The sequence below is a fragment of the Cedecea colo genome, assembly GCF_011808225.1.
GTDB lineage: Bacteria > Pseudomonadota > Gammaproteobacteria > Enterobacterales > Enterobacteriaceae > Dryocola > Dryocola colo.
This window is the reverse complement of the sequence record NZ_SOYS01000011.1, coordinates 59,197-73,316: the sequence shown is the minus strand read 5'-3', so window position 1 is coordinate 73,316 and position 14,120 is coordinate 59,197. Positions and strand designations below refer to the sequence as shown.

The following is a 14,120-nucleotide window of genomic DNA, read 5'->3' as shown; positions in this document are numbered from 1 at the left end:
GGATGATATGAAGAAGTATGCCCTGGTCGGAACCGGTGGCCGTGCCGGACTATATATCGAAGCAATCAGCGGAAAGTGGAAAGACAACGCGCGGTTGGTCGCATTTTGCGATACCAATCAGACGCGCATGAACTACGCCAATACGCTACTGAGCCAGGCTGGCGCGCAGAAGGTATCGACCTGGAAAGCAGAAAACTTTGGGGCGATGATTCACGAAACTCGCCCGGATATTATCATTGTGACTACCATGGATCGCACGCACGATGATTATATCGTGCAGGCGCTTCACGCGGGCTGCGATGTAATTACCGAAAAGCCGATGACCATCGACGAGCCGCGCGCCTTGCGTATTCTCGATGCCGTTGAGCAAACAAATCGCCAGGTGCGTGTAGCGTTTAATTACCGATATGCGCCGCACCACAGCAAGATCCGTGAACTGCTGATGAATAACGCCATTGGAGAAGTATTTTCCGTCCATTTCGAATGGCTGCTTAATACCGAACACGGCGCGGATTATTTTCGTCGCTGGCACCGGGAGAAGCGCAACAGCGGCGGCCTGCTGGTGCATAAATCCACCCATCATTTTGACCTGATGAATTTCTGGCTGGGAAGCTATCCGCAGAGGGTCTATGCGGAAGGCGGCCTGCGTTTCTACGGAAAAGAGAATGCAGAAAAGCGTGGGATCTCGCATTTTTATCCACGTGCCCACGGCTATGCTGCGGCGAAAGACGATCCCTTTGCCCTGCATATGGAAGAGAACGTCCAGCTTAAGGCGCTGTATCTCGACGCGGAGCATGAAGATAACTATTTTCGGGATCGGAATGTATTCAGCGACGGCATAAACATTGAAGACACCCTGTCCGTACTGGTGAAGTATCAAAATCAGGTGCAGCTAACCTATTCCCTGAATGCCTATCTGCCCTGGGAAGGATTAAACGTGGTATTCAACGGCAGCCGTGGACGACTGGAGATGAAGCTGGTGGAAACCTCCTACGTCAACGCGGGCGGGCAGCGAGATAACGAAGGCAGCCTGGAAAGCTGCGATATTACGGTATTCCCGATTTTTGCCGAACCGTACAAAGCTGATTTCACAGTCGGAGAAGGCGGACACGGCGGGGGAGATAACGCAATGCTGGCGGATTTATTTGGCGATCCGGGTGACGATCCGCTGAAACGGGCGGCCGATCATCGGGCTGGCGCGATGTCAATTCTGACAGGCATCGCCGGGAACATCTCTATGCAGCAGCAGCGGCCCGTATGGTTTAAAGAGTTTGAGCTGGTTACACGGTTGAAAAATCACGCCGGGTGATGTTTCACCCGCCTGGCCGACAAAACCGTTAAAACATCAAAGGTAAAGTTAACGGGAATAATTATGGACATCAGAACGCTGCGTTATTTTGTTGAAGTTATCCGCCAGCAAAGTTTTACCCGCGCAGCGGAGAAGATGTTTGTTACACAGCCGACTATTAGCAAAATGTTGCGCAACCTTGAGGATGAACTGGGTTGTACGCTGCTGATCCGCAATGGCCGCAGGCTGCTGCTCACCGATACGGGCCAGATAGTTTATCAGCGAGGCCTGGCAATTCTGGCTGAATTCCGCCAGCTGGAGACGGAGTTAGGCGACATTAATCACCTGAGCAGAGGCGTGCTGCGCCTGGGTATTCCTCCGATGGTGGGTATGCTGCTGACCGGGCCAATCAGCCTGTATCGCCAGCGCTATCCTGGCGTGGAGCTGAAAATTTCTGAATCTGGCAGCCTGACGGTGCAGCAAGCCGTGATAAATGGCGAGCTGGATTTAGCCGTGACGGCGCTTCCCATAGAAGACGAAAGCACCTTTACAATGCTGCCGCTGTTTCGCCATCCGCTATGCGTTCTGGTGCCTCGCTCAGGCCCGTGGATGTCGCGCGCAAGCGTTACGCCAGGCGAACTTGCGGCCCACCCGCTGCTTATCTATAACGAAGATTTTGCTCTTAGCCGCCAGTTGATGCAGCTATTCCATGAACATGGGGTTACCCCGCGTATCGCCGTACGAAGCGGGCAATGGGACTTCCTGGCAGCCATGGTTCAGGCGGGGACGGGCATTGCAATTTTACCAGAGCCAGTCTGTCAGAAGCTGGATAAAGCCACCTTAATGTGGCTGCCGCTGGAGAGCGATTTAAGCTGGCGATTAGGGATGATCTGGCGGGAAGGCGTCTATATTTCACAAAGTGCGCGGGCGTGGATTGCCTGCTGCAAAGAGTTCTGGCCAAGGGTGGATGTGTAACGACGGTGAATGACGCTGTTACTCATCCATCCTGCAAGTACGATTCGCAGGATGGATAAGCGTAGCCGTTACCCGCCTTTTAATTCCTGTCGATAAGCAATGCTTCGAGCAGGTCGAGATCGTGCAGCAGCTTTTGCAGCGTCTCGTTGCTGATTTTTTGCGTGGCGCGCAGATGGTACAGTTCAGCGCGTTCGGAGCGTAACGCGGCAAGGCGGAAGCGACGTTCCAGGTTTTCTTCCAGCTCGCTGCTTTCCACGTCGTTTCGCCCATCGGCCCGGCGACGAAGGTTGCCGATAACGCGCGAGCTCACCTCGGTAAGCAGCTGATCGTCAATATTTTCTTTGGTATCTGCTGCCAGGCGCTCTTCCATTTTCTGGATCGCGACAATGGCAACTTCTGCCGTTGCGGAACGGGCCAGACGCTCTTCCTGATGAGCGGCGGATTTATCCGCCAGTTCGACATTTTTCAGCAGAACAGGCAGCATAATCACCCCGGCAAACAGCGAGAACAGGATCACGCCGGCGGAGAGAAATATCAGCTCATAGCGCGCCGGGAACGGCGTGCCATCGCCCAGAAACAGCGGAATCGACAGCACGCCAGCAAGGGTGATCGCCCCGCGTACTCCGGCAAAAGAGGCAACCGCCAGTTCACGCGTGGTGAAGGAGCCAAACTCCAGCGGACGCTTTTTCATAAAGCGCAGGCTGATACGCTTCATGGACCACAGCCACAGGAAACGTACGCCAATCAGCGCGACATAAATCAGCACGATATCGACGAACAGCATCCAGAGATCTACGTTCGGATCGGCATTCGCGGCAGTAATAGACGTTTCCAGAATGCCCGGCAGTTGCAGGCCCAACAGCAGGAAAACCATGCCGTTGAAGACAAACTCCAGCATGGCCCAAACGCTGTTAGCACGCAGGCGCATGGCCAGCGGCGCGCTACGCAGCACTCCAGAACGGGTGATGGTCATCCCCGCAGCAACGGCCGCCAGGATACCCGAAACGCCAATATGTTCGGCAATAAGGTAAGAAGCGAAAGGTAACAGCAGCAGCAGCAGGATTTGCGTCGCGGGCTCATCGCCGCTCCAGCGGCTCATCAGGCGCAGGGATTTACCATACAGCCAGCTCACTGCGATACCGGCAAGCAAGCCGCCAATCGCTACTTTCAGGAATTCGACCGTCGCCCCGCCGACGGTAAAGACCATCGCGCCAACCGCCACCGCGACCGCCATTTTCAGCGATACCAGACCGGACGCGTCGTTCATCAAGGCTTCGCCCTGCAAAATCCCCATAATCTTCTTTGGAATGCGCCCTTCGCCGACGATACCGGATAGCGCCACGGCATCGGTTGGTGACAGCACGGCTGCCAGGGCAAATGCAGGAACCAGTGGGATCCCCGGCACCATATAATAAATAAGGAAGCCGATGCCCACGATAGTAACCAGCACCAGAACCAGCGCAAGGCCGATGATTTCTCTGCCGTGTTTCAAAAACTCATGGGTTGGCGTCTTCCAGCCATCCGCAAACAGCAGCGGCGGGATAAACAGCACGAGGAATAACTCGGGGTCGAATTCAACATGTAAGCCGAAGTGCGGCCACGCAAGCAGCGCACCTATTGCGATTTGCATTAACGGCAGCGGGATCTGGAAAGGCAGCATGCGTGTTGCTACCCCAGATAAAGAGACCACAAGGGTCATGATGAGAATAGTGAAGAAGATTTCCATGCTTTCCTTAGTCGCGGTGTGTTGTGAAACCCTTTTTGCAGGCGGTTGCTTTAATAATAAAACAACTTTCTACACCGAAATGAAACAGGAAATGCCCAGAAAGAAAATAAGTTGCGGGCCGCGCAAGGCGTGACCCGCAGAAGAAAAATCTTAAATTGCCCAGCCGCCCGCGTAAAACGCGACCAGAGCGACAGCGATAACAACGGTGCCGATGTTCAGCTTGCGCCACTCGCCGGAGAAGATGCGGCCAATCACCAGCGAGGCAAAGCCGATCATAATGCCGGTAACGATGTTACAGGTCAGCACGATAAACACGGCGGTGATCAGGCCCGCCATGGCATCAACAAAATCAGCGAAGTCGATTTTCGCCACGTTGCTTAGCATCAGCAGACCAACGTACATCAGCGCCGGAGCGGTTGCGTACGCAGGAACCAGATAAGAAAGCGGCGACAGGAACAGAATCAGCAGGAACAGGACGCCAACGGTAATAGCCGTCAGACCTGTTTTACCGCCTGCGGCAGTACCGGCTGCGGATTCAATATAAACCGCCGCAGGGGCAGCCCCTACAAAGCCAGAAAACACGCTGCTCAGGGAATCAGTGGTCAGCGCTTTGCCGCCATCGATAATTTGCCCGTCTTTATCCAGCAGATTTGCCTGACCGGCAACCGCGCGAATAGTGCCGGTGGCGTCGAACACCGCCGTCATTACCAGCGCCAGCACGCTTGGCAGAACGACGGGGTTGAGCGCGCCCATGATGTCCAGGCTCCCAATCAGCGAATTACCCGCTTCGTCTTTCAGAGAGGGCATCGCGAAAATGCCGGAGAAGCGCACGGAAGGGTCGAAAAGCAAACCTACAATGGAAATACCGATGATAGTCAGCAGGATTCCACCCGGTACTTTCAGTTTTTCCAGACCGATAATTACCGCAAGGCCGATCAGTGACATGATGACCGGGAAGCTGGCGAAATGACCGAGCGCAACCGGCAGACCATCGAGCGGGTTTTTAATAACCAGACCGACACCGTTTGCGGCAATCAGCAGCAGGAACAGGCCGATGCCAATGCCGGTGCCGTGCGCAACGCCCATCGGCAGGTTGCGTAAAATCCAGCTACGGATGCCGGTAGCGGAAATAATGGTAAACAGTACGCCCATCAGGAACACCGCGCCTAAAGCGACAGGAACGCTAATATGCTGGCCAAGCACCAGGCTAAACGCGGTGAACGCGGTCAGCGAGATGGCACAGCCGATAGCCAGCGGCAGATTCGCCCACAGGCCCATAACGAGCGAACCCACGCCCGCCACCAGGCAGGTCGCCACAAAGACCGCCGCGGGAGGAAAGCCCGCTTTGCCCAGCATGCCAGGCACAACGATAACGGAATAAACCATCGCAAGGAAAGTGGTTAAACCGGCCACGATTTCCTGACGAACGGTGCTGCCACGTGCAGATATTTTGAACCAGGCGTCGAGGCCGCCGGTTGCACGCGGTGAAGGAGTAGACATAGTGAAAAATCCCCTGAGATTTTTATGATTACATTATTACACCCGGCGGACATTCCGCTGCCGATTAAACGTCTTATCCCTGTGCTGCGATTGCGACAAAAAGGGGCGTCGCAAAAAAAGCAAACGTTTAACTCCGCGTGTAAAAATTGCGCGTCAAAATGAAGGCAAACGATTATCCGGCCTTCTTAAGGGGATTTTCAACCAAACTTTGCCGCTTTTTGCTGAAAATAACGCTGGCCGATGAAATAATCACCGCGTCATGCGCAAACGTTATCGTTAATGCGCAATTTCGCAACAATAAAGCAAGATAGCGGCAAAGCGTTTTGCTGACTCGCTCAAATTTTAACCGGTCAGCCGCCCGGGATGTCAAATGGCCCGCCCTGTTGAACCGCTCTTTGCCAGGCCGGGCGCATTTGCGCGTTTTTCACCCATGCCTGGAGATTCGGCAGGTCGTTAATATTACCGCGCGCGAGTAACGCAATCAGCGGGAAGCTCATTTGAATGTCCGCCACGCTAAACGCCTGTCCGGCAAACCAGGGCGTTTTGCCAAGATAATCGTCGATAAATCGCGCGTGGGTGGCGAGCTGTTTATTGAGGTAAGCTTTCTGTATGCCCTGCCCTAAAGCTTTGCCAACGGGGCGCAGCAGCCATGGCACCGGCGCTTTCCCCAGACGGCCAAATACCAGCTTCATCATCAACAGTGGCATAAGCGAACCTTCGGCATAGTGCAGCCAGAAGCGGTACTGAAGCTTATCCTGCGCGGCTATCGGCTTTAAACGGCTTTCGTTATCGTAAGTTTCCTGCAGATACTCAAGAATTGCGCCGGATTCAGCAATGATATTGCCGTTGTCTTCCAGCACGGGTGATTTACCTAACGGATGTACTTTTTTCAGCGCCTCAGGCGCCAGCATGGTGGGTTCGCGCTGGTAGCGCACGATTTGATAGGGCAGCTCAAGTTCTTCGAGCATCCACAGCACGCGCTGGGAACGGGAGTTGTTCAGGTGATGGACGATAATCATGGGCTAACCTTTTGTTTTTGCAGTTGGGTTAACTATAGATAACCCAGCCTGAACCGAGGACGAAGGATTGCTCAAAAAATATACGGTCATATCTTGAAAGCTGGAAAAGGGGATCTACACTTAAAGTGTCAGCGCAATCCGGAACCTCCTGAGAACCTGTAATTGAGGGGCGCTGATGTCGGGGGAAACCCTCCTTGCGAAAAGCGGGATAGAGCGAAAGACAAAGACCGGGAACAAACTAAAGCGCCGAAGTCGGGCGCTTTAGTTTTTTAATCTTCCAGCAGGCGAGCGCCGGTCCCTTCTTCACCCAGCCTGTCGCCCGGATTACGCAACGGGCAATCCGCACCGGATAAACAACCGCAGCCAATACAGCCATCCAGTTCATCCCTTAATGCCGTCAGCGTATGAATGCGTCGGTCCAGCTCTTCGCGCCAGAGAGACGAGAGCCTCTTCCAGTCATTTTTATTGATGCCGTGCCCGTTCGGCAGCACGCCAAACGCATCGCCAATAGTTGCCAGCGGAATACCGATACGCTGCGCTATCTTGATGATGGCGACCGTTCGCAAAACGTCACGCGTATAGCGCCGCTGGTTGCCGCTATTACGGATACTTTTTATTAAGCCCTTACTTTCGTAAAAGTGCAGCGCTGAAACCGCCACGCCGCTGCGCTTCGCCACCTCGCCCGGAGACAGTAAGGATTTAAAGCGGGGTAATTTCTTTTCCAAAATGCTCTTTACCTCAAGTTAACTTGAGGAATTATACTCTCCGGCAACAAAACCTGCTAATCGAATACGTTGATTAAGGAAGGCCCATGGCACACCAGGACATCATTTATACGTTGACTGAATGGATTGATGAGCACATCGACCAGCCGCTGAACATTGACGTGGTGGCGAAAAAATCTGGTTATTCAAAGTGGTATCTGCAAAGAATGTTCCGCACCGTCATGCGCCAGACGCTGGGTGAATACATTCGTCAGCGTCGGCTGTTGCTCGCAGCAAAAGAGCTGCGCTCTACCCGCCGCCCTATTTTTGATATCGCGATGGATTACGGCTACGTGTCGCAACAAACGTTTTCCCGGGTGTTCCGCCGCGAGTTTGACCGCACGCCGACCGACTACCGCCATCACGCCTGAGTTAATCAGCAAACACGACGTCGTTGCTGCCGCCTGGTCGATGCAGCCAGGCGATAAATTCCTGCGGCGGTAAGGCCTTTGCGAAGTACCAACCCTGACAGTAATGCACGCCGCGAGCCTGAAGCCAGGCGACCTGCTCCTGCGTCTCGACACCTTCAGCGACGGTCTTAAGATCCAGGCTGCGCGCCATTTCAATGATATGTTCAGCGATGAGATAGCAGGCCCGGTCGGTGGTGAGATTGTCGATAAAAGATTTATCTATTTTAAGGGTATCTACATTCAGGAAACGCAGGTTGTGCAAATTAGCATAACCGGTGCCGAAGTCATCAATCGCTATTTCAAAACCAGCCTGGCGGAACGCCTGAATAACCGGGCGGGTTTTTGGTACATCAATAAAACCTCTTTCTGTTACTTCAACTTTTATTTGTCTGGCATTGACTGCGTGCTTTTCAATTTTTTCTGCAAGCATTGCTACCAGTCGGGGGCAATGAAAATCTGTTGGGGATAAATTAATAGAAATATACAGGTCAGGGTGATCTGCAAGGAATTCGCCAAAATCATTGAAGACGGCGTTAATCACATAATTGGAGATCTTCTGAATCAGTCCTTCGGCTTCAGCGAGCGGAATAAAGCTGCCGGGGCTAATCCACTGCCCGCCATAATTCACCCAACGAAGAAGCGCTTCGGCACCCACACACTTTCCGCTCTGGATATCAATAATCGGCTGGTAATGAAGTTTTAACTGTTTTTTTTCAATGGCGCGCAGCAGCATGCGTCGTGGTGAATTGAACTGCTGGCGGGAACGTGACCATATCAACAATATAATAATACTGCAGATAATCCCTAATGGTACGGTAAGCGTCAGCTGATGATACCACTCTTTATTAAAGCGCTCTTCCGAGGTCGAAACAATGACGGCGATTGGCCTGCGCTGTGATTTCACAATCGTATAAACACGCTCTTCATCAACGAAATATTTATCATCTTTTGCAATAAAATCGTGCAGGCGTTTGGTATTAAGCTGCTCACTTAAAGAGAAAAAATCTTTTGTGACAGTATCATATGCGCCATAAGCCAGACTATGGTCGACTGACATCACATCGGCATATGTGCGTGGGTTTATCACCACAATAATATTACCCTGCTGCATATACGTCATTTTATGGCCGATATAAAACGGCGTATCCAGATAATAGAATATTGAAATATCAGGTTTGCGGGTGTAATTAGCTACGGGCGCGGAAAAAGGCACGGATGGTTTATAAACCGTAGAACAAATAAATTTATTTTCACGGGCATAGATGAGATCTTCGATATACAGTTTACTGCGCGCGACATCCAGTAGCTTTAGCATATGTTCAGGGCTACAAACCGGGCCTGTATACTGCTGTGCTTCATGCTGAGCCGCTTCAACGTGCTGAATAACGATTTCTGTCTTTTCGATAACTAATTGCGCAAAAGAACGAAGATGCTGCTGCGTCTCACTGGAGGCGCGAACATGAGCGAAGTATACCGCCAACAGGATGGGCAAACATACCGTCAGCATAAAACCAGAAGTACGTAAAATGCGTAGATAAATCCGTTCTGTCATGGTAGTCACATGTCCCTGCTATTACCGCCCGTTGTCGTTTAACTGGAACAAACCCGCAAGCCGTCGATTACGTTGCATGAATAATCATACATTAGCAATAGACTTTTTATTCTTAACGGCAAAACACAGATGAACATAAAAAAAGCTGCGGAAAAAATCAGCTATTCATGACGCAATATTTAATAGGGCTGTGAAGATATGTTTATTATCTTATTTTAAATAGCAGAGAATAATTCGTTAAGTAAAATCACCATACGCATGAACGTTAACCATCGGCAGTTCTGAAAGATACATATCTTTTGACGCAACGCGCGTTTCTTCCCTCTTCTGCACCATCGCCCGACGCAGAAAAACGCGCAAAAAACGCGCAAAAAACGCACCGTACATCTGGTGATTAAAAAGACAAATGTGATAGACTTCACACACTTCATGCAACAACGATTTAGTTTACATTTTTGCAAAAAACTTATCCTGCTGACGTCCCCGCATCGCCTCTTTTTGCGCCTGTCTTTGTAGCGAGCCGTTATGCCTGATAAGTTTGCCTTAAGAGGATTGGTTTCATGACTACCATCACCACCGGCGTGTTACTGATGCGCTGGCCATTGTTTAGTGCAGTTCTGATGTTTCTTGCCAGCACGTTAAATATTCAGTTTCGCAAATCTGACTACGCGTTTCTGGCTGTGGCAAGCAGCGGGCTTGGGATCGCCGCAGCATTGTGGTTTGCTACCGGGCTGTTAGGCCTGACGGCTGCAGACTTCGCGGTGATGTGGACATCCTTTAAAGAGGTGATGGTCGAAATCTCAAGCCACGCTCCGCCAGAATGGCCGATGGTCATTACCTGAGTGGCGAGGCGTCGAAAAGGTACGTAAACAAAAACCCCCGCCGAATAAACGGCAGGGGTTTTTTGATGCCTTAAGCGACGTTCTTTATTCTGGACGGAATCAGAACGGAATATCGTCGTCAAAATCCATCGGTGGTTCATTATTAGACGGAGCCGGGGTGCTCTGCTGCTGCGGACGAGACTGCGCGCCGCCGCTGAACTGATTGCCGCCCTGTGGCTGCTGAGGTTGACCCCAACCGCCCTGCTGCTGCCCGCCGTTGCCGCCGCCAGCCGGTGTGCCTGCACCGCCGCCACGACCACCCAGCATCTGCATGGTGCCGCCCACGTTTACCACGACTTCGGTGGTGTATTTTTCAACGCCAGCCTGATCGGTCCATTTGCGCGTTTGCAGTGCGCCTTCGATATAAACCTGGGAACCTTTACGCAGGTATTCGCCTGCCACTTCCGCCAGTTTGCCGAACAGCACAACGCGGTGCCATTCAGTTTTCTCTTTGGTTTCGCCGGTTTGCTTATCGCGCCAGGACTCTGACGTGGCCAGGGTAATGTTGGCAACGGCGCCACCATTTGGCATGTAGCGTACTTCCGGGTCCTGACCCAGATTCCCGACGAGAATCACCTTGTTTACGCCTCTGCTGGCCATGATCGTGTCTCCTGAAACGTTTTATGAATAGTGTAAACCCTCGATTCTACCATGCCACCCCCAATGTTTATAGCTGCGGGATGTATTCCAGAATCCTGGTGCATTATACATCATTGCATTAAAACACTGGATATCCATTCAGGTTTTATTGTGTCATAATTAACCGTTTACGATCGCCGGTGGCATCATGCGGCCGGGCAAAAGCTTTTAATCCGGGAAAGGTGAATGGATAAGATCGAAGTTCGGGGCGCCCGCACCCATAATCTCAAGAATATCAACCTCATAATCCCTCGCGACAAACTCATTGTCGTGACCGGGCTTTCGGGTTCTGGCAAATCCTCACTGGCTTTCGACACCTTATACGCTGAGGGGCAACGTCGTTACGTTGAGTCTCTCTCCGCCTATGCGCGTCAGTTCCTGTCATTGATGGAAAAGCCCGATGTTGACCACATCGAAGGGCTGTCACCTGCGATTTCTATCGAACAGAAATCCACGTCGCACAACCCACGATCTACCGTCGGCACCATTACTGAAATTCACGACTACCTGCGTCTGTTATATGCACGCGTGGGTGAGCCGCGCTGCCCGGATCACAATGTTCCGCTCGCGGCGCAAACCGTCAGCCAGATGGTGGATAACGTACTGGCCCAGCCTGAAGGCCGGCGTCTGATGCTGCTTGCGCCTATCATCAAAGACCGCAAAGGCGAGCACGCTAAAACGCTGGAAAACCTCGCAAGCCAGGGTTATATCCGCGCCCGTATCGACGGCGAGGTGTGCGATCTTTCCGATCCGCCAAAGCTTGAGCTACAGAAAAAACATACCATTGAAGTGGTCGTGGACCGTTTCAAGGTGCGCGAAGATATCGGCCAGCGCCTGGCAGAGTCATTTGAAACCGCGCTTGAGCTGTCCGGTGGTTCCGCCGTGGTGGCTAATATGGACGACGAAACCGCCGAAGAACTGCTGTTCTCCGCCAACTTCGCCTGCCCAATTTGCGGCTACAGCATGCGTGAATTAGAGCCTCGCCTGTTCTCTTTCAATAACCCGGCTGGCGCATGCCCAACCTGCGACGGGCTGGGCGTTCAGCAGTACTTCGACCCGGATCGGGTGGTGCAAAATGGCGAACTGTCGCTGGCTGGCGGCGCAATCCGCGGCTGGGATCGCCGCAACTTCTACTACTTCACCATGCTGCGTTCACTCGCCGATCACTACAAATTCGACGTGGAAACCTCATGGGATGAACTGAGCGCGTCGGTAAAAAATGTTGTGCTCAACGGTTCCGGCAGGGAGACCGTCGAATTCAAGTACATGAACGACCGTGGCGATACGTCCGTGCGCCGCCATCCGTTCGAAGGCGTGTTGCACAATATGGAGCGCCGCTATAAAGAGACGGAATCTTCCGCGGTACGCGAAGAGCTGGCGAAGTTCATTAGCAACCGTCCGTGCGCCAGTTGTGAAGGCACTCGTCTGCGTCGCGAAGCGCGCCATGTGTTTGTCGAGAACACTCCGCTGCCGACTATTTCCGATATGAGCATCGGCCATGCGATGGAATTCTTCCAGAACATGAAGCTCAGCGGTCAGCGTGCGCAGATCGCGGAAAAAGTGCTTAAAGAGATTGGCGACCGCCTGAAATTCCTCGTCAACGTAGGCCTGAATTACCTTTCGCTTTCCCGCTCAGCAGAAACGCTGTCCGGCGGCGAAGCCCAGCGTATCCGCCTGGCAAGCCAGATCGGGGCCGGGCTGGTGGGCGTAATGTACGTGCTGGATGAGCCGTCCATCGGCCTGCACCAGCGCGATAACGAACGCCTGCTCGAAACGCTGATTCACCTGCGTAATCTCGGTAATACCGTGATTGTGGTTGAACACGATGAAGACGCCATTCGTGCGGCTGACCATATCATTGATATCGGGCCGGGCGCTGGCGTGCACGGCGGCCAGGTCGTTGCCGAAGGCACCATGCAGGACATTATGGCCGTGCCGGAATCCCTGACCGGACAGTACCTGAGCGGCAAGCGTGAAATTGCCGTCCCCAAAAACCGCGTGCCTGCCAATCCGGAAAAAGTGCTGAAGCTGGTAGGTGCGAGAGGCAACAACCTCAAAGACGTTACGCTGACGCTGCCGGTAGGCCTGTTTACCTGTATCACCGGGGTTTCCGGCTCGGGTAAATCGACGTTGATTAACGATACGCTGTTCCCGATTGCACAGCGCCAGCTCAACGGCGCCACCATTGCGGAACCGGCAGCCTATCGCGATGTACAGGGGCTGGAACACTTCGATAAAGTTATCGATATTGACCAGAGCCCGATTGGCCGCACTCCGCGTTCCAACCCGGCGACGTATACCGGCGTGTTTACGCCGGTACGCGAGCTGTTTGCCGGCGTGCCGGAGTCCCGCGCGCGTGGTTATACGCCGGGCCGCTTCAGCTTTAACGTGCGTGGCGGGCGTTGCGAAGCCTGTCAGGGCGATGGCGTGATTAAAGTAGAGATGCACTTCCTGCCGGACATCTACGTGCCGTGCGACCAGTGCAGAGGCAAGCGCTATAACCGCGAGACGCTGGAGATTAAATACAAAGGCAAAAGCATCCATGAAGTGCTGGATATGACCATCGAAGACGCGCGCGCTTTCTTTGATGCCGTACCGGCGCTGGCGCGTAAGCTGCAAACGCTAATCGACGTTGGCCTGTCTTATATCCGCCTGGGCCAGTCAGCGACAACGCTGTCCGGCGGTGAAGCGCAGCGTGTGAAGCTGGCGCGTGAGCTTTCCAAGCGCGGCACCGGGCAAACGCTTTATATTCTTGATGAGCCGACCACCGGTTTGCACTTCGCGGATATTCAGCAATTGCTTGAAGTGCTGCATCAGCTCAGAGACCAGGGAAATACCATTGTGGTTATCGAACATAATCTGGACGTGGTTAAAACCGCGGACTGGATTGTCGATCTTGGCCCGGAAGGCGGCAGCGGCGGCGGTGAAATTCTTGTCTCCGGCACGCCGGAAACGGTCGCCACATGCGTTGCCTCTCATACCGCGCGCTTCCTCAAGCCGTTGCTGAAGTAATTAGTCAGGAAGCTGCTGCCTGGTCTGTTCGGGCAGCAGCGATAGCGCCTGCTGATACGATGCATCCACCAGATAATAAATCTGCGAATCCGGTAGCGTTCCATCCAGATAAACCGTGCTCCAGTGCGCCTTGTTTAAATGCGCGCTGGGGAAAACGTCTTTGTGGCTTTCCCGCAGCAGATCCGCAAGTTCCGGGCTTGCTTTTAACGACACCGCCGGACGATTCTCCACGTCATGCACCATCGCATAAAGCACGTCCGCTACCTTAATCTGCGTGGCCTTCCAGTCGCTGTGCACGCTTTGCTGCGCGCCCGGCTTGCTCATGCAGTACTGCAACAGCTCCGAATTCGTCAT

At 53.1% G+C, this 14,120-nt stretch carries 12 protein-coding genes; 5 read left to right on the top strand and 7 right to left on the bottom strand.

All coding sequences use genetic code 11. The features are described from left to right. Nucleotides 1-7: 7 nt before the first annotated feature. Complete coding sequence (locus E2L00_RS18785) at nt 8-1,309, top strand: Gfo/Idh/MocA family protein (protein ID WP_167614417.1); 1,302 nt, start codon at nt 8-10, stop codon at nt 1,307-1,309. Between the two features lie 63 nt (nt 1,310-1,372). Continuing rightward, nucleotides 1,373-2,263, top strand: coding sequence for a LysR family transcriptional regulator (locus E2L00_RS18780; RefSeq protein WP_167614415.1), 891 nt, complete (start codon nt 1,373-1,375; stop codon nt 2,261-2,263). 79 nt (nt 2,264-2,342) lie between these two features. Here the strand turns inward: E2L00_RS18780 and E2L00_RS18775 are convergent, their stop codons facing one another. The 4 genes from E2L00_RS18775 to soxR form a co-directional block, all read right to left on the bottom strand. After that, on the bottom strand, nt 2,343-3,989 hold the full coding sequence (locus E2L00_RS18775; RefSeq protein WP_167614413.1) for a Na+/H+ antiporter: 1,647 nt from the start codon (nt 3,987-3,989) through the stop codon (nt 2,343-2,345). Between the two features lie 150 nt (nt 3,990-4,139). After that, nucleotides 4,140-5,489: an NCS2 family permease gene (locus E2L00_RS18770; RefSeq protein WP_167614411.1), complete on the bottom strand. Its 1,350-nt coding sequence runs from the start codon at nt 5,487-5,489 to the stop codon at nt 4,140-4,142. Between the two features lie 350 nt (nt 5,490-5,839). Then, nucleotides 5,840-6,508 carry a glutathione S-transferase family protein gene (locus E2L00_RS18765; protein ID WP_167614409.1) on the bottom strand — a complete coding sequence of 223 codons (669 nt, stop codon included), beginning with the start codon at nt 6,506-6,508 and terminating at the stop codon, nt 5,840-5,842. A gap of 269 nt (nt 6,509-6,777) precedes the next feature. Beyond that, complete coding sequence (gene soxR / locus E2L00_RS18760) at nt 6,778-7,233, bottom strand: redox-sensitive transcriptional activator SoxR (RefSeq protein ID WP_167614408.1); 456 nt, start codon at nt 7,231-7,233, stop codon at nt 6,778-6,780. An 86-nt stretch (nt 7,234-7,319) separates the two neighbouring features. On the opposite strand from soxR, the gene soxS reads away from it, so the two are divergent. Next, nucleotides 7,320-7,643 (top strand): superoxide response transcriptional regulator SoxS, encoded by a 324-nt coding sequence (gene soxS / locus E2L00_RS18755; protein ID WP_167614406.1) that lies wholly within the window; start codon nt 7,320-7,322, stop codon nt 7,641-7,643. Between the two features lies 1 nt (nt 7,644). Here soxS and E2L00_RS18750 read toward each other — a convergent pair whose 3' ends face one another. Continuing rightward, on the bottom strand, nt 7,645-9,234 hold the full coding sequence (locus E2L00_RS18750; protein WP_167614525.1) for an EAL domain-containing protein: 1,590 nt from the start codon (nt 9,232-9,234) through the stop codon (nt 7,645-7,647). A gap of 560 nt (nt 9,235-9,794) precedes the next feature. Here E2L00_RS18750 and E2L00_RS18745 point away from each other — a divergent pair. Continuing rightward, the gene (locus E2L00_RS18745) at nt 9,795-10,076 is read left to right on the top strand and encodes a YjcB family protein (RefSeq protein ID WP_167614404.1); all 282 of its coding nucleotides are present in this window, start codon (nt 9,795-9,797) and stop codon (nt 10,074-10,076) included. 99 nt (nt 10,077-10,175) lie between these two features. On the opposite strand, the gene ssb1 is transcribed toward E2L00_RS18745, so the two are convergent. Continuing rightward, nucleotides 10,176-10,715, bottom strand: a complete 540-nt coding sequence (gene ssb1, locus E2L00_RS18740; RefSeq protein WP_167614402.1) for a single-stranded DNA-binding protein SSB1 — start codon at nt 10,713-10,715, stop codon at nt 10,176-10,178. A gap of 225 nt (nt 10,716-10,940) precedes the next feature. Here ssb1 and uvrA point away from each other — a divergent pair, with 225 nt between their 5' ends. Next, complete coding sequence (gene uvrA, locus E2L00_RS18735; protein ID WP_167614400.1) at nt 10,941-13,766, top strand: excinuclease ABC subunit UvrA; 2,826 nt, start codon at nt 10,941-10,943, stop codon at nt 13,764-13,766. Here uvrA and E2L00_RS18730 read toward each other — a convergent pair whose 3' ends face one another. After that, on the bottom strand, nt 13,767-14,120 hold the full coding sequence (locus E2L00_RS18730; protein WP_167614398.1) for an MmcQ/YjbR family DNA-binding protein: 354 nt from the start codon (nt 14,118-14,120) through the stop codon (nt 13,767-13,769).

What these genes read in the sequence shown, in the direction of transcription:
- E2L00_RS18745 (WP_167614404.1), top strand. Translation starts at nt 9,795, where the DNA reads ATGACTACCATCACCACCGGCGTGTTACTGATGCGCTGGCCATTGTTT.
- E2L00_RS18765 (WP_167614409.1), bottom strand. Translation starts at nt 6,508, where the DNA reads ATGATTATCGTCCATCACCTGAACAACTCCCGTTCCCAGCGCGTGCTG.
- uvrA (WP_167614400.1), top strand. Translation starts at nt 10,941, where the DNA reads ATGGATAAGATCGAAGTTCGGGGCGCCCGCACCCATAATCTCAAGAAT.
- ssb1 (WP_167614402.1), bottom strand. Translation starts at nt 10,715, where the DNA reads ATGGCCAGCAGAGGCGTAAACAAGGTGATTCTCGTCGGGAATCTGGGT.
- E2L00_RS18780 (WP_167614415.1), top strand. Translation starts at nt 1,373, where the DNA reads ATGGACATCAGAACGCTGCGTTATTTTGTTGAAGTTATCCGCCAGCAA.
- soxS (WP_167614406.1), top strand. Translation starts at nt 7,320, where the DNA reads ATGGCACACCAGGACATCATTTATACGTTGACTGAATGGATTGATGAG.
- E2L00_RS18770 (WP_167614411.1), bottom strand. Translation starts at nt 5,489, where the DNA reads ATGTCTACTCCTTCACCGCGTGCAACCGGCGGCCTCGACGCCTGGTTC.
- E2L00_RS18730 (WP_167614398.1), bottom strand. Translation starts at nt 14,120, where the DNA reads ATGACGAATTCGGAGCTGTTGCAGTACTGCATGAGCAAGCCGGGCGCG.
- E2L00_RS18785 (WP_167614417.1), top strand. Translation starts at nt 8, where the DNA reads ATGAAGAAGTATGCCCTGGTCGGAACCGGTGGCCGTGCCGGACTATAT.
- E2L00_RS18775 (WP_167614413.1), bottom strand. Translation starts at nt 3,989, where the DNA reads ATGGAAATCTTCTTCACTATTCTCATCATGACCCTTGTGGTCTCTTTA.
- E2L00_RS18750 (WP_167614525.1), bottom strand. Translation starts at nt 9,234, where the DNA reads ATGACAGAACGGATTTATCTACGCATTTTACGTACTTCTGGTTTTATG.